The sequence below is a fragment of the Methylobacterium sp. J-072 genome (genome assembly GCF_022829425.1).
GTDB lineage: Bacteria > Pseudomonadota > Alphaproteobacteria > Rhizobiales > Beijerinckiaceae > Methylobacterium.
On sequence record NZ_JAKSYK010000176.1, the window covers coordinates 16,336 to 32,431 of the forward strand.

16 protein-coding genes and 2 pseudogenes are annotated in these 16,096 nt (G+C 70.8%); 10 read left to right on the plus strand and 8 right to left on the minus strand.

Annotation, left to right across the window (positions count from 1 at the left end):
• Window positions 1–85: 85 nt before the first annotated feature.
• Window positions 86–886 (plus strand): SDR family NAD(P)-dependent oxidoreductase, encoded by an 801-nt coding sequence (locus MKK67_RS21090; RefSeq protein WP_243969084.1) that lies wholly within the window; start codon window positions 86–88, stop codon window positions 884–886.
• 170 nt (window positions 887–1,056) lie between these two features.
• Entirely contained in the window at window positions 1,057–2,691 is a 1,635-nt protein-coding gene (locus MKK67_RS21095) for an alpha-D-glucose phosphate-specific phosphoglucomutase (RefSeq protein WP_243969086.1), read from the plus strand.
• 94 nt (window positions 2,692–2,785) lie between these two features.
• On the opposite strand, the gene MKK67_RS21100 is transcribed toward MKK67_RS21095, so the two are convergent.
• The 3 genes from MKK67_RS21100 to MKK67_RS21110 form a co-directional block, all read right to left on the minus strand.
• Window positions 2,786–3,160 carry a VOC family protein gene (locus MKK67_RS21100; protein WP_243969088.1) on the minus strand — a complete coding sequence of 125 codons (375 nt, stop codon included), beginning with the start codon at window positions 3,158–3,160 and terminating at the stop codon, window positions 2,786–2,788.
• Between the two features lie 64 nt (window positions 3,161–3,224).
• Complete coding sequence (locus MKK67_RS21105) at window positions 3,225–3,920, minus strand: helix-turn-helix transcriptional regulator (protein WP_243969090.1); 696 nt, start codon at window positions 3,918–3,920, stop codon at window positions 3,225–3,227.
• Between the two features lie 50 nt (window positions 3,921–3,970).
• Complete coding sequence (locus MKK67_RS21110) at window positions 3,971–4,489, minus strand: GNAT family N-acetyltransferase (protein WP_243969092.1); 519 nt, start codon at window positions 4,487–4,489, stop codon at window positions 3,971–3,973.
• 198 nt (window positions 4,490–4,687) lie between these two features.
• On the opposite strand from MKK67_RS21110, the gene rpsD reads away from it, so the two are divergent.
• Window positions 4,688–5,305: a 30S ribosomal protein S4 gene (gene rpsD / locus MKK67_RS21115; protein WP_243969094.1), complete on the plus strand. Its 618-nt coding sequence runs from the start codon at window positions 4,688–4,690 to the stop codon at window positions 5,303–5,305.
• Window positions 5,306–5,414: 109 nt separating this feature from the next.
• Here rpsD and MKK67_RS21120 read toward each other — a convergent pair whose 3' ends face one another.
• A complete protein-coding gene (locus MKK67_RS21120; protein ID WP_243969096.1) occupies window positions 5,415–5,684 on the minus strand; it encodes a hypothetical protein in 270 nt (89 codons plus the stop codon).
• A 210-nt stretch (window positions 5,685–5,894) separates the two neighbouring features.
• Between MKK67_RS21120 and MKK67_RS21125 the strand changes: the two genes are divergently transcribed.
• Window positions 5,895–6,236 (plus strand): DUF2293 domain-containing protein, encoded by a 342-nt coding sequence (locus MKK67_RS21125; RefSeq protein WP_243969098.1) that lies wholly within the window; start codon window positions 5,895–5,897, stop codon window positions 6,234–6,236.
• 367 nt (window positions 6,237–6,603) lie between these two features.
• Here MKK67_RS21125 and MKK67_RS21130 read toward each other — a convergent pair whose 3' ends face one another.
• Window positions 6,604–8,025, minus strand: a complete 1,422-nt coding sequence (locus tag MKK67_RS21130) for an MFS transporter (RefSeq protein ID WP_243969100.1) — start codon at window positions 8,023–8,025, stop codon at window positions 6,604–6,606.
• Window positions 8,026–8,087: 62 nt separating this feature from the next.
• On the opposite strand from MKK67_RS21130, the gene MKK67_RS21135 reads away from it, so the two are divergent.
• Both MKK67_RS21135 and MKK67_RS21140 read left to right on the plus strand, forming a co-directional pair.
• Window positions 8,088–9,023, plus strand: a complete 936-nt coding sequence (locus MKK67_RS21135; RefSeq protein WP_243969102.1) for a LysR family transcriptional regulator — start codon at window positions 8,088–8,090, stop codon at window positions 9,021–9,023.
• A 342-nt stretch (window positions 9,024–9,365) separates the two neighbouring features.
• Window positions 9,366–11,153 carry an ABC transporter ATP-binding protein gene (locus MKK67_RS21140; protein WP_243969104.1) on the plus strand — a complete coding sequence of 596 codons (1,788 nt, stop codon included), beginning with the start codon at window positions 9,366–9,368 and terminating at the stop codon, window positions 11,151–11,153.
• Between the two features lie 416 nt (window positions 11,154–11,569).
• On the opposite strand, the gene MKK67_RS32970 is transcribed toward MKK67_RS21140, so the two are convergent.
• A complete protein-coding gene (locus MKK67_RS32970) occupies window positions 11,570–11,797 on the minus strand; it encodes a type II toxin-antitoxin system RelE/ParE family toxin (RefSeq protein ID WP_409568426.1) in 228 nt (75 codons plus the stop codon).
• Window positions 11,770–12,057, minus strand: a complete 288-nt coding sequence (locus MKK67_RS21150) for a type II toxin-antitoxin system ParD family antitoxin (RefSeq protein ID WP_243969107.1) — start codon at window positions 12,055–12,057, stop codon at window positions 11,770–11,772. Before MKK67_RS21150 ends, MKK67_RS32970 begins: the two co-directional genes overlap by 28 nt.
• A 379-nt stretch (window positions 12,058–12,436) precedes the next feature.
• Between MKK67_RS21150 and MKK67_RS21155 the strand changes: the two genes are divergently transcribed.
• The 4 genes and pseudogenes from MKK67_RS21155 to MKK67_RS21170 all read left to right on the plus strand — a co-directional run bounded on the left by MKK67_RS21155 (window position 12,437) and on the right by MKK67_RS21170 (window position 15,572).
• Entirely contained in the window at window positions 12,437–12,646 is a 210-nt protein-coding gene (locus MKK67_RS21155) for a molybdopterin-binding protein (RefSeq protein ID WP_007558473.1), read from the plus strand.
• A 106-nt stretch (window positions 12,647–12,752) separates the two neighbouring features.
• Window positions 12,753–13,734 (plus strand): annotated as a pseudogene (gene tsaD, locus MKK67_RS21160) (tRNA (adenosine(37)-N6)-threonylcarbamoyltransferase complex transferase subunit TsaD); the annotation flags it as partial.
• 132 nt (window positions 13,735–13,866) lie between these two features.
• Entirely contained in the window at window positions 13,867–14,583 is a 717-nt protein-coding gene (locus tag MKK67_RS21165) for a GNAT family N-acetyltransferase (RefSeq protein WP_243969110.1), read from the plus strand.
• Complete coding sequence (locus MKK67_RS21170) at window positions 14,580–15,572, plus strand: NAD(P)H-dependent glycerol-3-phosphate dehydrogenase (protein WP_243969113.1); 993 nt, start codon at window positions 14,580–14,582, stop codon at window positions 15,570–15,572. Before MKK67_RS21165 ends, MKK67_RS21170 begins: the two co-directional genes overlap by 4 nt.
• A gap of 125 nt (window positions 15,573–15,697) precedes the next feature.
• Here the strand turns inward: MKK67_RS21170 and MKK67_RS21175 are convergent.
• A pseudogene (locus tag MKK67_RS21175) lies at window positions 15,698–16,096 on the minus strand (LysR family transcriptional regulator); the annotation flags it as partial.

Sequence of the window (16,096 nt, forward strand, 5' to 3'; positions counted from 1 at the left end):
TAGCTTAAGAGGGAGTCGGTCATGGTCGATTTCAGCGCGCGCGTGATTCTGATCACCGGGGCGGCACGCGGGCTCGGCCTAGCCTATGCGCTACCTCGGCGCATTGGGCGCGACGATCCTGCTTCAGGATGCCGGTGCGGATAGCAACGGGCACGGCGAAGACCATCGGGTGGTCGAGGCGGCAGCCGGCAGCTCGCGCGCGGACGGTCTCGATGCCGTCGCTCTGGCCGGCTCCATTGCGTCACGCGAGGCATGCCGCGCTCTGATCGAGGAGGCCCTCACCGTCCGCGGACGCCTCGATGCGGTGATCCATAACGCGGGTTGGGTCGCCTACGAGACAATCGAGGCGATCCGCGAAGACGCGTTCGACCGGATGATGGATATCGCCGCGAAGGCTCCGCTCTGGTTGGCGCAGGCCGCTTGGCCCGCGATGAAGGAAGCGGGCTACGGGCGCATCCTGCTGACGACCTCCGATCGGGCGCTGTTTCCGCAATACGTCCAGCCGGGCCTTGCCGCCTATGCCGCGGCCAAGATGGCGGCCGTCGGCATCGTTAATGTCCTGGCGAGGGAAGGCGCGGCGGACGGGATCGTCGTCAATGGCATCTCGCCCGTTGCCAAGACCCGCATGTGGGGCGTTGAGAGCGAGCCCGACGAGTTGCGCCCGTCCGATGTCGCCCCCGGTGCCGCGTTCCTGGTTTCCGAGGCCTGCACCGAGGGGGGCTGGATCCTTCGGGCCAGCAACGGACAGTTCCATGCCACCCGGGCGTCCGAGGCGCTGGGCGTCAGCTATCCACGCGATCTCTCCGCCGTTCGGGCGGTCAGCGTGGACGAGATCGCGGCGCAATGGTCGCGGATCGCGGTGCCGTCCGTGGAACCGCGGCCATGATGGTGGCCTGATAAGCCACGCGGCGCTCCCTGCCCCGCGCACGAAGAACCGGTTTCGTCGCCCGATCCGTTCAAACCGCTGTGACAAAGCCGCCGCGATTGTGCGCCGCACGGGTGACGCCGGGCCCCCGGGCGGGCATTGAGGCGGCAGATTCAGGGAGACGCCCGTCCATGACGACTCCGACAACCGTCGCGACCACGCCCTTCCCCGACCAGAAGCCGGGGACCTCCGGGCTGCGCAAGAAGGTGCCGGTGTTCCGGCAGCCGAACTACGTCGAGAACTTCGTCCAGGCGATCTTCGACACCCTGCCCGACAAGGCGGGCGCCACCCTGGTGCTCGGCGGCGACGGGCGGTTCCTCAACCGCGAGGTGGTGCAGAAGACCCTCCGGCTCGCCGCCGGCAACGGGTTCAGTCGGGTGCTGGTCGGGCGCGGCGGCCTGCTCTCGACCCCGGCGGCCTCCTGTGTGATCCGCAAATCGAAGGCGATCGGCGGCATCATCCTGTCGGCGAGCCACAATCCGGGCGGCCCGGACGGGGATTTCGGCATCAAGTTCAACGCCGCCAACGGCGGCCCGGCGCCCGAGACCGTTACCGACGCGATCTTCGAGCGGGCCAAGGCGCTCACCCGCTACAGCCTGGTCGAGGCGCCGGATCTCGACCTCGACACCCTGGGCGAGACCCGGCTCGGCGCCATGACGGTCGCGGTCATCGACCCGGTGGCCGACTACGCCGAATTGATGCGCACGCTGATCGATTTCGACGCCGTGTCGCGCTTGTTCGCCTCGGGCTTCCGCATGCGCTTCGACGCGATGAGCGCGGTGACCGGCCCCTACGCGGTCGCCATCCTGGAGGGCATGCTCGGCGCGCCCCAGGGCACGGTGGTCAACGCGATTCCGAAAGAAGATTTCGGCGGCCACCACCCGGATCCGAACCCGGTCCATTGCCACGACCTGTTCGACCTGATGCAGGGGCCGGACGCCCCCGACTTCGGGGCGGCGTCGGACGGCGACGGCGACCGCAACATGATCGTGGCCCCGGGCCTGTTCGTGACGCCGAGCGACAGCCTCGCCCTGCTCGCCGCCCATGCCCACCGGGCGCCGGGCTATGCGGGCGGGCTGGCCGGCATCGCCCGGTCGATGCCCACGAGCCGCGCCGCCGACCGGGTCGCGGCGGCTTTGGGCATCCAAGCCTACGAGACGCCCACCGGCTGGAAGTTTTTCGGCAATCTCCTGGATGCCGGACTGATCACCCTGTGCGGCGAGGAGAGCGCCGGCACCGGCTCGAACCACGTGCGCGAGAAGGACGGGCTCTGGGCGGTGCTGCTCTGGCTCAACATCCTGGCGGCCACGGGTGAGCGCGCCGACACTTTGGTCCGGGCCCATTGGCGGACCCACGGTCGCGACTACTACGCCCGCCACGATTACGAGGAGGTGGACTCGGACGCCGCCAACGGCCTGATGGACGCGCTGCGCGAAAAGCTCGCCGGGCTGCCGGGCACGCGGCTCGGCGACCTCACGGTCTCGACGGCCGACGAGTTCGCCTACCGCGATCCGGTCGACGGCTCGCTCACCGAGCGCCAGGGCATCCGCATCGGCTTCGCCGAGGATGCCCGCGTTGTCTTCCGCCTCTCGGGCACCGGCACCGCCGGGGCGACGCTCCGGGTCTATCTGGAGCGCTACGAGGCCGATCCGGCCCGGCTCGACCTGCCGGTCTCCGAGGTGCTGGCCCCGGTCGTGGCGGCGGCCCGCGCTATCGCGGAAATCGAGCCGCGCACCGGCCGGGCCGAGCCGAGCGTGGTGACCTGAAAATCCTGGGTTTCCAAAGGGCTCAGCCCTTTGGCGGGGTATCGGGGCGGAGCCCGATAGCAGCGCTCTGCCCCGATCCCACGCCGAGCATCGCCTATTGGTCCTCGGTTCGCGCATAGACCCGCAGACGGTGCCCGTCCGGATCGACGGCGACGAAGCTCCGGCCGAACTCGAGATCGGTGGGCTGCAGGAGGATCTCGGCCCCCTCGGCCTGCCACGCGGCGTGGATCGCGTCCACGCGTGCGGCCGTGTCGACCCGGAAGCCGATCTCGCTGCCGCCGCCCGCTTGCGTGGGGGCCGGCACGACATCGTTTCGCACCCACAGGCTCAGCGCCAGCCCAGAGGGCAGCGCGAACAGCACGAAGGTCGGGCTCGCCTCGACCGGCTCCCGGCCGAGCAGGCGCGCGTAGAGGCGTGCGCTGGCCTCCGGGTTGGTGACGTAGAGAAGGATGTTGGTGGGCTCAGTCATCGGTCGCTCCTGTCGGTGAGGGCGCGACCTCGATATCCGGCGCGGCTGCCAGATTCCGGCAGCATCAAGCGGCCGGGTCGGTAATTCCCTCGCCGTGCCGCCAGTCCTTGAGCAGGGCCTGCCGGCGCTTCGGGTAGCGGGTGTCGAGCAGCTCCGCGGCGGCGATCCGGTCGGTGCGGAAATGCCGGAAGCCCTGGCGCAGCTCGCACCAGCCCAGCAGGATCCGTGCGGCGTCGAAGAACGCCAGGGCGAACGGCCAGACGATCCGCTCGGAGGCCGCGCCCGTCCCGTCGCGATAGCGGAGCGCCAGCTTGCGCTCGGTCCGGATCGCCTTGCGCAACAGGGCGGGATCGACCGCCTCAGGTGCGGCGGGCGTGCCGGGGCCGACCAGCAGCGCCGCAATCTCGAAGGTCTCGCGCAGGTCGTCGGGCAGGACCGCGCCGATCCGGGCGAGGGCGCTCCGGGCCGCGCCGCTCAGCCGGTCGTCGGCGCGGTCGGCGACCCAGCGCGAGCCGAGGACCAGGGCCTCGATCTCCTCCGCGCTGAACATCAGCGGCGGCAGCAGGAAACCCGGCTTCAGGACGTAGCCGATCCCGGGCTCTCCCGCGATGGACGCGCCCATCGCCTGGAGGCTCGCGATGTCCCGGTAGAGGGTGCGCAGGCTCACGCCGATCTCTTCCGCCAGCACGCGCCCGCTGACCGGGCGTCGGTGCCGCCGCAGGACGTGGAGCAGGTCGAACAGGCGTTCCGAGCGGGACATGGGGTGCCTCTACGCCGGCATCGCCGCCATCGGATGACAGCATCGGCCGTTCAGGCCGGGTGCGGCGGCGTGGCGCCGATCGCCTTCACCATGTGCACCGTGATGTCGTCGTCCAGGGTTCGGCCGGGACCGTCATACGGCGCCTCGCGTTCCACCCGGTAGCCGAGGGAGGCGTAGAGGCGCAGGTTCGCCGTGTATTTCTTGTTCGTGTAGAGCCGGATCCGCGGGAGGCCGGCCGAGGCCGCGATCGTCTCGGCGAGGCTCAGCAGCCGGACGCCGTAGCCCCGCCCCTGGAAGGCCGGATGCACCGCCACGTTGACGACCAGCAGGTGGTCGCCCTCCTGCGTCGTCTCGATCAGCGCTGCCAGATCTTCGCTGGCATCCAAGTCTTCGCGGACATGCAGCAGGTCGAAGCGGTGGTGCAGCACGGCCTGCGCATAATCGGCCCGCATCGGCGTCGGCAGGCGCCCGATCAGCGGGATCCACTTGGCGTAGGCCGCATCCACCAGCGTCCGGATCGCCGCCGCGTCCGCCGGCTCCGCGCGCCTGATCTCGCCTGTCTCGGCCACTCCCAAAAACCTCCTGTGGTTGACCCGAGCGGGTCCATCCCCTAAAGACCCGGCCGTCGATGGGGCTCCGCACGGGGCCCCGTCGCGTTTTCACGCGCACCCGTGGGCGGGATCCTCCCGCCCTGTCGTCCCGGACCTTAAGTGTCCCGGAAAAGGAGGGCGCGTTCCTCAATCTCGGTCACGAGAGGACGCGAAGTCATGTCGAAGCGGATTCAGGCGAAGCACAAGCTCGACCGCCGCATGGGCCAGAACATCTGGGGCCGCCCGAAGAGCCCCGTCAACCGCCGCGAATACGGCCCCGGCCAGCACGGCCAGCGCCGTAAGGGCAAGATGAGCGACTTTGGCACGCAGCTGCGCGCCAAGCAGAAGCTCAAGGGCTATTACGGCAACATCACCGAGAAGCAGTTCCGCCGCTACTACGCCGAGGCGATCCGTCTGCGCGGCGATTCCGGCGAGAACCTTGTCGGCCTGCTCGAGCGGCGCCTCGACGCGGTGGTGTACCGGTCGAAGTTCGTAGCGACCCCGTTCGCGGCGCGCCAGTTCGTCAACCACGGGCACGTCAAGGTCAACGGCGTGCGGGTGAACATCCCGAGCTACCAGGTGAAGGCCGGCGACCTCATCGAGGTCAAGGAATCCTCCCGCCAACTCGAGATCGTCATCGTGGCGACGCAGCTCCCCGAGCGCGACGTGCCGGACTACATCGAGGCCGATCACGCCAAGATGACCGCCCGCGTCACCCGCATCCCCAGCCTGTCCGAGGTGCCCTACCCGGTGCAGATGGAGCCGAACCTCGTCATCGAGTTCTATTCCCGCTGATTGTCCTGGGATCACACCCTGTGGCCGAGCCGGCGTCGGGGTGTGTTTCAGGACTTCGACGGACAAGACAAGGGGCTGTCCGCAGGGGCGGCCCCTTTCCGTATCGGGCTCAGCAGCCGTTGCAGATCGTGCCCATGGTGTGGCGCATCTTGCTGTCCCACGCCTTCGAGCGGGCTTCCGCGGCCTTCTGCGCCTTGACCATCGCGACCTCGTTCATCGGCCGGGCCGCGCCCGTGACGGCCGGGCTCGGCGGCTTGGTCTGCCCGGTGGCCGTGACCCTGCGGCCGAGCCCGGCGCCGTCCGGCGTCGGGCTCTGGGCCAGGGCCGGCGCCGCCCCGAGCAGGACGCCCAGGATCACCGCGTGACGGATCGTTGCCATGAACCTGATCTCCCCGGCGGCGGGTTGTCGATCTGCCCCGCCTCAACTGTCGATGACCTTAGGGCTGCATCCGATCGCGTTGCAATTGCGTGCGGCCCTAAGCCTTTGGCCTGACGCGCTGACCCGCGCAGAACCGGCCCTCGTTTCGGCTGCGCGCACTCTGACCGCCCCCGGCGGCAAAATCATGGTGCCCGCCCCCGGAGGCCCCCGGTGAGCGCCGCCCCGCCCCGGAACCGCCGCGAGGCCGTGGCCGACGCGCTGGCCCACATCGCCCCGCGCCTGCCCGCCTTCGAGGCCGACGCCGTCCTGGACCGGGCCCTGGCGAGCCCCGGCCTGCGCGGGGCCGCCCCCGGGACCGCCGCGCGCCTGGCCCTGGTGGCCTATGCTCGCCACGTCTTCACCGATTACGACGACCTCCTGGACGAGGGCTACGACCGCGACAGCGCCCGGCACTTCGTCCTCGACGACCTCAACGCGACGCTCACCGCCTGGGGCGCCGCGCCGATCCCGGAGGAGGAGGCGGAGGCCGATCCGGAGGATGAGCCGGGTTAGGGTTTCGTCCCGGTGGCGGGGGTTCGGGATGAGGGAATGGGAAATCCCGGTCTGGGCTCACGCGCGACGATGCCGCCCGACAGCGGGGCCCCCGTCGCCGGCGCGCTGGCGCGGATCACGAGAGCGATGCCTTTTGGAGAGACGGCTTTCGACCGAGGCTGTGTGAAAACGCTGACAGCGTCGTTCCCAGTAGGAGGCTCATCTCCAGAGCCGGAGGATGCATGCCGTGTGAAGTCATTTCCCGGCCTATAAGGCCATCTTGATAGGCCAGCCTGGAAGACTGTTCTACGGTGATGCAGAGCGCTGATGTTTTCACGCAGCTCGGACCCTTAGCGGACATAGATTGGTCGTCAAAGCCGCCCCGGGATCAGGGCGCGATGCTTCCGCCTGCTGTGGATGGGAGCAGGCGGCAGGCCAGCATGCCGCAAGACGCGGCAACAGCTGCGGCGCCGAAGAGCCAAGCGAAGCCGGTGACAGCGAAGGTCGTAGGCGTCAGGGCGCCGAGCGCGGCGACGCCGACCGCGAAGCCGGCCTGCCGCGCGATGACGGTCAGGGCCGAGGCCATGCCGCTCGTCTCCAACGGCGCGAGCGCGATCACGGCTCCAGAGAGCTGCGGATGGGACATTGCGGCGCCAATCCCGATCAACGCCATCCCGGCGAAAGCGAACGCACGGGCTGATGCCAAGTCTACCAGCGCTGAGAGCGCGAGGGCAGCCCCGCCGATCGCGATCAGCGCCAGCGCCGCCGCAAAGAGCCGTCGCCAGCCCAGGCGCGGCGCGAGGCGACCGCCGAAGGGCGGCACGACGAGCATGGGCAGCGTCGCGGTCAGCATCGCCAGTCCGGCCGCCTCGGTGGTCCAGCCGAAGGCTGTGCCCAAGAACAAGGGTAGGTAGACGAGGACGGCCCAGTAGCCCACCGACACGGCCATCAGCAGGGCCGTCACGCCGATCATCGGTCGGCTGGCGAAGATGGCTGGATCGAGCATCGGCTGCGACTGCCGGTGCTGACGCAAGGCGAACCATGCAACGAGGCCGGCACCCACTGCCAGCCCGATCGCCATATGGATCGGCGCGTGGCGAGCCTCCAGGATAGCCTGAATGATCAAGCCTATTGCAAGGGTCAGGATCGCGACCCCGAGCAAGTCCAGCGGCTTGTCCGTGCTGTCGCGTCTCTCCGCAACGAGGCGAGGCACCAGAAGCGTGATCAGCACGCAGAGAGGCAGATTGGCGAGAAAGATCCACCGCCAGCCCAACCCGGAGCCGATGAGGCCGCCGAGACTCGGCCCCAGCGCCATGGCGACCCCTGATGCCACCCCGGCAATGCCGAAGGCGCGCGCCCGCCCTTCCGGTGCCGGGAAGGCCGTGGTGATCGAGGCAAAACCACCGGTCACGAGGAAGGCCGCGGCGGCGCCCTGTGCCGCGCGCGCTGCCAGAAACAGCGCGCTGTTCCAGGCGAGGCTGCAGGCAAGGGACGTCACGAGGAACCCGGCGTTGCCGATGAGGAGCGTTCGGCGGCGGCCAAAGCGGTCGGCTAGGGCGCCCGCCACGAGCAGGGTCGCGGTGAAGGCGATGCTGTAGGCATCGATGATCCAGGCCCAGCTCGCCACGTCGATATCGAGGCTCGTGCCGATCGACGGCAGGACGACAACGACCGAGGTCACATCGAAGTTCGTCAGGGCGGCGGCGAGGCCGATCGTGGCCGCGGTCAGGCGGGTCCGGCCGTTCCAAGCCTGGTGTTCGGCGGCGTCTTCCATGGCCTTGGCATGGGGCAGCACCGGGCTCGACGGCAAATGAGCATTGCTCTCCACCGCATGAGGCGCGTTAATGCGGTGTGTCCTCGACCTCGCGCCAGATGCCGCCGTTCGCGGGCCTGCTCGCCTTCGAGGCGGTGCTGCGGCACGGCAGCATGACGCTGGCCGGGGACGAACTCGGCCTGACGCAGAGCGCCGTCAGCCACCGGATACGGGCCTTGGAGGATTTCTTCGGCGTCGCCTTGCTCGAACGGCTCAATCCCGGCTTGCGCGTGACCGAGGCAGGCGCGCGGCTGGCCCAGGAGCTCAGCCCGCTGCTGGGTACGCTCGCGGGCATGCGGCGGCGGATCGCCGGGCGATCGGGGCTGCGCAGCTTCCGGATCGGCCTCAGCACACCGCTGCTGGCCTGGTGGCTGTCGCCCCGCCTGCCCGCCCTTTGCGGTGCCTTCCCAGACCTCTCCGTGGAGGTCGTGACGTGGGACACGGCGGCCGAGGCCGCACGCGCCGTGGTTGATCTCGCCCTGCTGTGGCTGCCGTACGTGAGCAGGAGTGCTGGCGCCTGCGAGCTGCCGTTCCCGATCGAGAAAGTCTTCCCCGTGGCCGCACCGGGACTGCTGGAGACCATCCATCCTGGGCAGGGCTGGCAGGGACTGCCGCTGCTGGCGAAGGGCCGGCGGGGCGAGGAGACGGGACGGGAATGGTCCTGGGCAACGTGGCTGCGGGTAGGCCCTGGTCAGGAGGCGATCCGCTTCCGTGACATCGGGAGTTCTCTTCAAGGGGCGGTGGACGGCAACGGCGTAGCCCTGGCGCGTTCGCTACTTGCTGCCGATGCACTGCGACAGCGGCGCTTGGTGCGGCTGACGGGGTCGGATGAGGTACACCTATGCTCGAAGATGCAGATTGCCCGCTGGCGTGATCCTCAAGACCCAACCGCTGGGCTCATGGCCGGATGGCTCGTTGCATCAGCGGGACAGGCCGTCACTGCGAGCGACCAAATGTCGATTGTCGCAGATTGGCACGAGGGACCACCAGACTAGCGCGCTAACTCCGCTTCCCACCCCCCGACAGACAACCCGCCCGCGCTTGAACCGTCATCTCAACGGGCCGGCTTCCACCGTTGCGAATCGTTTCCGGTTCCCCTAGCCTCGGCACCGTCGCGCTCGCTTGAAGGAGGAGGCCGCATGAACACCGTCTATGCCGCCCTCCCCGTAGGAATCGCTGGCGTCGCCGCCCAGGTCGGCTAGCCGCCTTCCGTCCGCGCCCGGCCGCATGGCCCCGGTGCCCTTGAGCCCCCCTCCCGTCTGACCTCGCCGGTCCGCGTCATCGCCGATGCGGGATCCGCGCCTCTCGGAGCCGACGCCTGCGCGTCGGGCATAGGCATGTCTCTGTCCCCTCCCCGGCGGGCGGGCGCGTTCCGGCGCGTCCTCGCCTTCGTCGTCCGCGGCTGGCGCAAGCGCTGGCCCCTCGTCGCCGGCCTCTCCGGCGCCATCACCCTCGCCACCCTCGCGGAGGTGATGCTGCCGCTCTATGCGGGCCGGCTGGTCGATGCCCTGACCGGGCCCGAGCGGCACGCGGCGCTGGAGGCCGCACTGCCGGCCTTCCTGGCGATGACGGCGCTCGGCCTCGCCACCGCGCTGCTGCGGCACGTCGCCTGGAGCCTCGTGGTGCCGCTCACCCTCCACTCCATGAGCGACATGGCCCGCGACGGCTTCGCCCGGGTCCAGCGCTTCTCCACCGAGTGGCACGCCAACACCTTCTCAGGCTCCACCGTCAGAAAGATCTCGCGCGGCATGTGGGCCCTCGACGGGCTCAACGACACGCTGCTGCTGGCGCTGCTGCCCGCCCTGGTCGTGCTCCTGGGCACCGCCCTCGTGCTCGGCCTGCATTGGCCGGCCCTCGGCGCGGTGGTGGCGCTCGGAGCCGCCGCCTATGTCGGCGCGACCGCCCTGCTGGCGACCCGCGTCATCGCCCCCGCGGCCGCGCTCTCGAACGCCCTCGACACGCGGCTCGGCGGCGCCCTGAGCGATGCGGTCGGCAACAACGCCGTGGTCAAGGCGTTCGGCGCGGAGGGCCGGGAGGAGGCGCGCCTCGGCCGTCTCCTGGCCAAGTGGCAGCGGCGCACGCACCGCACCTGGATGATCATCACCTGGAGCGGCACCGGCCAGCTCGGGCTGCTGCTGGCGCTGCGCACCGCCATCATCGCCACCGCCCTGGGGCTGTGGTGGCGCGGGGAGGCGAGCCCGGGCGACGTCGCCTACGTGCTCACCACCACCTTCGTGGTGCACGGCTACCTGCGCGAGATCGGCGGCCACATCAACCACCTGCAGCGGGCGGTCAACGAGATGGAGGAGCTGGTCGCGCTGGCGGCCGAGCCCGTCGGCGTCGCCGACCGGCCCGGGGCGGTTCCGCTCGCGGTCGCGGGCGGGACGATCCGCTTCGAGGCCGTGCGCTTCCACTACGGCGCCCACGGAAACCCGCTCTACGACGGGCTGTCGGTGACGATCCCGGCGGGCCAGCGGGTCGGGCTCGTGGGGCGCTCGGGCTCGGGCAAGACCACCTTCGTCAAGCTGATCCAGCGGCTCTACGACGTCACGGGCGGGCGGGTGACCATCGACGGGCAGGACGTGGCGGCGGCGAGCCAGGCGAGCCTGCGGGCGCAGGTCGCGATCGTGCCCCAGGAGCCGGTGCTGTTCCACCGGTCGCTCGCCGAGAACATCGCCTATGCCCGGCCCGGCGCCTCGGCCGGGGACATCGAGCGGGCGGCGCGGCAGGCCAACGCGCACGCCTTCATCGCGCGGCTGCCCAAGGGCTACGCCACGCTGGTGGGCGAGCGCGGCGTCAAGCTCTCGGGCGGCGAGCGCCAGCGGGTTGCGCTGGCCCGCGCCTTCCTGGCGGACGCGCCGATCCTGATCCTCGACGAGGCGACCTCGAGCCTCGATTCGGAATCCGAGGCCCTGGTGCAGGAGGCGATGGCGCGGCTGATGCGCGGGCGCACCGCGCTCGTGATCGCCCATCGGCTGTCGACGGTGCGGGCGCTGGACCGCATCCTCGTGTTCGACCACGGCCGCATCGTCGAGGACGGCCCGCACGCCGCCCTGATGCGCCGCCCGGGCGGGGCCTACCGGGCCCTGTTCCAGCGGCAATCCGTCCTGGCGGAGAGCGCGTGAGGATCCTGTTCGTCTGCGGCCGGGCCCGCGCCCGCAGCCCGACCGCGGATGTCGTTTTCAGAAGTCGCATTCAGCGTTGACCAGAAGCTGTCTTCAGGAGATCAGGCGTTTGGTCTCAGACACGTCCGCCTCCTTGCACGCGACGTGCGATACGCTCACCTGCTCCGCGCTCGGCTTCTGTCCTCGCTTCATCTCCAGCTCCGCCGGTCCAGGCTGATCCTCTCGATCTGCCCGGTCCAAAGCCGGTTGGTCAGGTCACCCCAGACCACCTGATCCCTTCAAGCGATTGCCCTGGTCTTCGCGTTGCTGTCGGTTTGAGAACCTGGTCAGGCAAATCCCCCGCGCGCCGCAAGCGCATCGACATCCCGCGCGCCGTGCAGCACTCGGACGATGACGATTTCGCGCTCGTCGTGCTGCTAGTAGATCGCGTAAAATCGCTCGATTACGACGCGCAGCCCGGGCGCCAGCTGCTCGCGCGAGGGGCCGGCCTGCGGAAAGTCCCGCACGGGCGCACAGGCGGCCTCAATCCGCGCGATCAGGCGATCTGCCATGGCAGGCGAGGCGTCTGCCGCGACATAGGCCCAGATCGCGGCCAGATCGGCTTCCGCCGTCTCGGTTAGGCGGAGGGCGAGCGGTCCGCTAATAGCTTCCTCCCGCGCTCGACGATCCGAGCGGCATCGAAGGTTGTGACCCGACCGGCGGCGACATCGGCGAGGCCGGCGTCGATGTCGACCTTGAGCGCCGTCAGCTCATCGAGTTGCAGCGTGCGTTTCAGCTTCCAGTCGCGCAGCGCAGCCCGGACGACCTCGCTGGCGGACGCATAGTCGCCGGCTTCGACGGCCTGTTTGACAACAGCCGCCATTTCGGCCGGCATCGTGACGGTCAAGCGTTCGATCTCGGGCATGGTGTCCCTCTTGGCGAGAAATCATACTTTATCATACTTGGTATGATAATTCGAGTCAGATTGACACGGGCACAGGCTGCATCGTCCGGCATCGTGATGGTGGCGGATTATGGTGCCGCTCTCAGAACACATGGTCAGTGTCGACCAAAAGCCGTCTTTAGGGACTCGGGCATTCCGTCTGGTTTGGGGGTGGTTGATCTGAGCGACGCCATCGCTGCATACGGCCGATGCGCGCGGGCCGCCGATCGAGCGCGCTCGCTTGCACCGGGCTGGCCTCCGCTCCGGCGGTGCACCCCCGAGGTGGTCGCACCTTTTCGCGCCATGCTGTAGGAGACGCGCCGGATCCGCCCGGTGCGGCCAGGGAACTCTGCGGGACACCATGAAGATCAGCGCGCGCAACGTCATCAAGGGCACGGTGGTGTCGGTCGACAAGGGCTCGACCACCGCCCATGTGAAGATCGAGATCAGCCCCGGCCAGGTGATCACCGCCTCGATCACCAACGAGGCGGTCGATTCGCTCAAGCTCGTCGCCGGCGGCCCCGCCTACGCGGTGGTGAAGGCCTCCGACGTGATGATCGCGGTCGACTGAGCCGTCCACGGGTGTCCGGGCGGTCCTTGCACCCGCCCGGCGCCCGGATTACCCCCGGCACGGCAGGCTCACGGGCGTGCAGGTCCGTTGACCCAGGGAGTGGCCGTTGAAGACCGTGCTCGGCATCGAGACCACCTGCGACGAGACCGCCGCGGCCGTGGTGTCCGTCGATGAGGACGGGCTCGGGCAGATCCGCGCCAACGAGGTTCTGAGCCAGATCGCGGAGCATGCCGCCTATGGCGGCGTCGTGCCCGAGATCGCCGCCCGCGCCCATGTCGAGGTGCTCGACCGGCTGATCGCCCGCGCCCTCGACCGGGCCGGGATCGGCTTCCCCGACCTCGACGGGATCGCGGTGGCGGCCGGGCCCGGGCTGATTGGCGGCGTGCTGGTCGGCCTCGTCACGGCCAAGACCCTGGCGCTGGTCACCCGCAAGCCGCTGCTCGCCGTGAACCACCTCGAAGCCCACGCGCTGACCGCGCGGCTGACCGACAACCTGCCCTTCCCGTATCTGCTGCTGCTGGCCTCGGGCGGCCACACCCAGCTCGTCGCCGTGCGTGGGGTCGGCGACTACGTCCGGCTGGGCTCCACGGTGGACGACGCCATCGGCGAGGCCTTCGACAAGGCGGCCAAGCTGCTGGGCCTCGGCTATCCCGGCGGCCCCGAGGTCGAGCGCATGGCCGAATCCGGCGATCCCGAGCGCTTCGCCCTGCCCCGGCCGATGCTCGGCCGGCGCGAGGCCGATTTCTCCCTGTCGGGCCTCAAGACCGCCCTGCGGATCGAGGCCGAGCGGATCGCGCCGCTGGCCGAGCGCGACGTCGCCGACCTGTGCGCGAGCTTCCAGGCCGCGGTCGTCGACGTGGTGGTGGACCGCGCCCGGGTGGCGTTGCGCGCCTTCTCGGGCGTCGCCGGCCGGCCCACCGCCCTGGTGGCGGCCGGTGGCGTCTCGGCCAACGGCGCGATCCGGCGGGCGCTCGCGGCGCTGGCCGGCGAGGCCGGCCTCGGCTTCGTCGCCCCGCCCCTGCCGCTCTGCGGCGACAACGGCGCGATGATCGCCTGGGCCGGACTGGAGCGGCTCCGCCTCGGGCCGGCGCGCGCACTGGCGGGATCTCGTCGCGCGCCGCCTGCCCGAGGCCGCCCGGCCCGGCTGGCCGGTCCGCCTCGACCATTGCTTCGCCCGCATCCTCCTCGACAATGCCTGCGGCGGCCCCTGGCGCGACAGCGTGGCCCCGCCCGCCCACGCCAACATGTCGGCCGACGGCCTGGAGCACGCGATCGCCCTCGGCGAGGCGGTGCTCGCCGGCACCTCCGATCTCGGCCTGCTGAACCGGCGCTCCCTGGCTTGGCGCGGCAAGATCCGACGCGACCAGATCGCGACCGCTCCGGTGCCGGACGGCCTCCGGGACGGCGACCTGCTCCTGCGCCGCTGGCGACCGGCGGACACGGCCTCGTTCGCGGCGCTGAACGCCGACCCGGCGGTGATGGAATTCTTCCCCCGGCTGCGGACCGAGCCGGAAAGCGCCGCCGAGGCGGGCAGCTACGACCGGCGCTTCGTAGCGGATGGGTTCGGCCCCTGGGCTTTGGAGCGGGACGGCCGGTTCGTCGGCTTCGTCGGCGCCTTCCGGATCATGCGGGCCATGCCGTTCCCGGGGGGCGAGCGGATCGGCGACACGATCGAGCTGGGCTGGCGCCTCGCCCGGGATGCCTGGGGCCAGGGCCTCGCCACACGGTCCGCGCGGCTGACGCTGGCCGACCTCGCCGGGCGCTGCGGCACCCGCAGCGTCGTGGCCTATACCGCCTCGGGCAATCGCCGCTCGCAGGCGGTCATGGAGCGCCTCGGCATGGTCCGGGCGGACACGTTTGCGCATCCGGCGGTGCCGGAGGGGCCGCTGCGCAGCCACGTGCTGTATCGGCTCGAACCCGCGGAGATCTCGGCATGAGCGCGCCCATCAACGTCGTCGGCGGCGGCGCCTGGGGGACGGCGCTCGCCAACGCCGCCGCCAGCGCCGGGCATTCCGTGACCCTCTGGCTGCGCGACCCGCAAGCCGCCGCCCGGCTCGAAGCCGAGCGGGAGAACCCGCGCTACCTGCCGGGCGTGCCGCTCCAAGCTGGCATCCACGCGACAGCGCTCTCCGAAAAGCTCGCGGGCGCCCGGGCGACCCTGCTGGTCGTGCCCGCCCAGACCGTGCGCGGCGTGCTGGAAGCCTTGCGCGCGCCCCTCGCCTCGGCCGGCCCGGTGATCCTCTGCGCCAAGGGGATCGAGCGTGGCACCGACAGCTTTTTGAGCGCGGTGGCCGAGCAGGTCCTGCCCCCGGGAACGCCAGTGGCGGTCCTGTCCGGCCCGAGCTTCGCGGCCGACGTCGCCCGCGGCCTGCCCACCGCCGTGACCCTGGCGGCGGCCGATCCCGGCCTCGCCGCCACGCTGAGCGCGCTGCTCTCGGGGCCGAGCTTCCGCCTCTACCATACCGACGACGTGCGCGGCGTCGAGATCGGCGGCGCCGGCAAGAACGTGCTGGCGATCGCCTGCGGGATCGTGGCGGGCCGTGGCCTCGGCGAGAGCGCCCGGGCGGCGCTGATCGCCCGGGCTTTCGCCGAGTTGATGCGCTTCGCCCGCGCCTTCGGTGGGCGGCCCGAGACGCTGATGGGCCTCTCGGGCCTCGGCGACCTCGTGCTCACCGCCTCCTCGCCGCAATCGCGCAACTTCGCCTTCGGCCAGCGCCTCGGCGCCGGGGCGAGCCCGGAGGAGGCCGCAGGCGGCAAGCTCGCCGAGGGCGCCTTCACGGCTGCGGCTCTGGCCGGCCTCGCCGCAGCCCGCCGCATCGAGATGCCGGTGGCCCAGGCCGTGGCTGCGATCGTGGCCGGCCGGGCCGGCGTCGAGGACGTGATTGCCGGCCTGCTGGCCCGACCGCTGCGGGGCGAGACCGATTAGGGTTTCAAAAGGTCCGGGACCTTTTGCGGGTGCAGGGCAGCGCCCTGCTGTCGGGCTTCGCTCGATGCATCAGGGGCTCCGCCCCCGAACCCCGCCAAAGGGCTGAGCCCTTTGGAAACCCCCGACTAACCCTTCCGGTGCTCCCGGAACGCCGCCGTGATCGCCCGGAGCGCATCCTTGCTCCTTGGGTCGGTCAGGGACGAGTGCAGCACGAGGGCGAGCGAGGGGATCGGCGGGAGCCTCAGCGCGTCGCCGACATCGACCACGTCCGCTGGGGCGAGCCGGCGCGGGAAGGCCGAGACCGCCAGGCCGGCCGACAGGGCCGCGCTGATCGCCGCGGTGCCACCGACGAACACCTCCGTCCAGGGAGTCGCGGATCGGTCCAGGAGCTGGATGGCGACGTCCCGGACGGAGCAGCAGGGCGAGGTCGCGGCCAGGCGCAGCTTCTCGCCGGCCCGGTGCTCGAAATGCGGCGCCGCGAACCAGCCGAAATGCTCCGGCCCCAGGATCTCGCCGTCGCGCCG

Bases quoted from the DNA above. Each gene is read 5' to 3' on its own strand.
- MKK67_RS21120 (WP_243969096.1), bottom strand. From the start codon at position 5,684: ATGGCAACGATCCGTCACGCGGTGATCCTGGGCGTCCTGCTCGGGGCG.
- MKK67_RS21105 (WP_243969090.1), bottom strand. From the start codon at position 3,920: ATGTCCCGCTCGGAACGCCTGTTCGACCTGCTCCACGTCCTGCGGCGG.
- MKK67_RS21100 (WP_243969088.1), bottom strand. From the start codon at position 3,160: ATGACTGAGCCCACCAACATCCTTCTCTACGTCACCAACCCGGAGGCC.
- MKK67_RS21135 (WP_243969102.1), top strand. From the start codon at position 8,088: ATGCCGCCGTTCGCGGGCCTGCTCGCCTTCGAGGCGGTGCTGCGGCAC.
- MKK67_RS21150 (WP_243969107.1), bottom strand. From the start codon at position 12,057: ATGCCCGAGATCGAACGCTTGACCGTCACGATGCCGGCCGAAATGGCG.
- rpsD (WP_243969094.1), top strand. From the start codon at position 4,688: ATGTCGAAGCGGATTCAGGCGAAGCACAAGCTCGACCGCCGCATGGGC.
- MKK67_RS21095 (WP_243969086.1), top strand. From the start codon at position 1,057: ATGACGACTCCGACAACCGTCGCGACCACGCCCTTCCCCGACCAGAAG.
- MKK67_RS21170 (WP_243969113.1), top strand. From the start codon at position 14,580: ATGAGCGCGCCCATCAACGTCGTCGGCGGCGGCGCCTGGGGGACGGCG.
- MKK67_RS21155 (WP_007558473.1), top strand. From the start codon at position 12,437: ATGAAGATCAGCGCGCGCAACGTCATCAAGGGCACGGTGGTGTCGGTC.
- MKK67_RS21090 (WP_243969084.1), top strand. From the start codon at position 86: ATGCGCTACCTCGGCGCATTGGGCGCGACGATCCTGCTTCAGGATGCC.
- MKK67_RS21140 (WP_243969104.1), top strand. From the start codon at position 9,366: ATGTCTCTGTCCCCTCCCCGGCGGGCGGGCGCGTTCCGGCGCGTCCTC.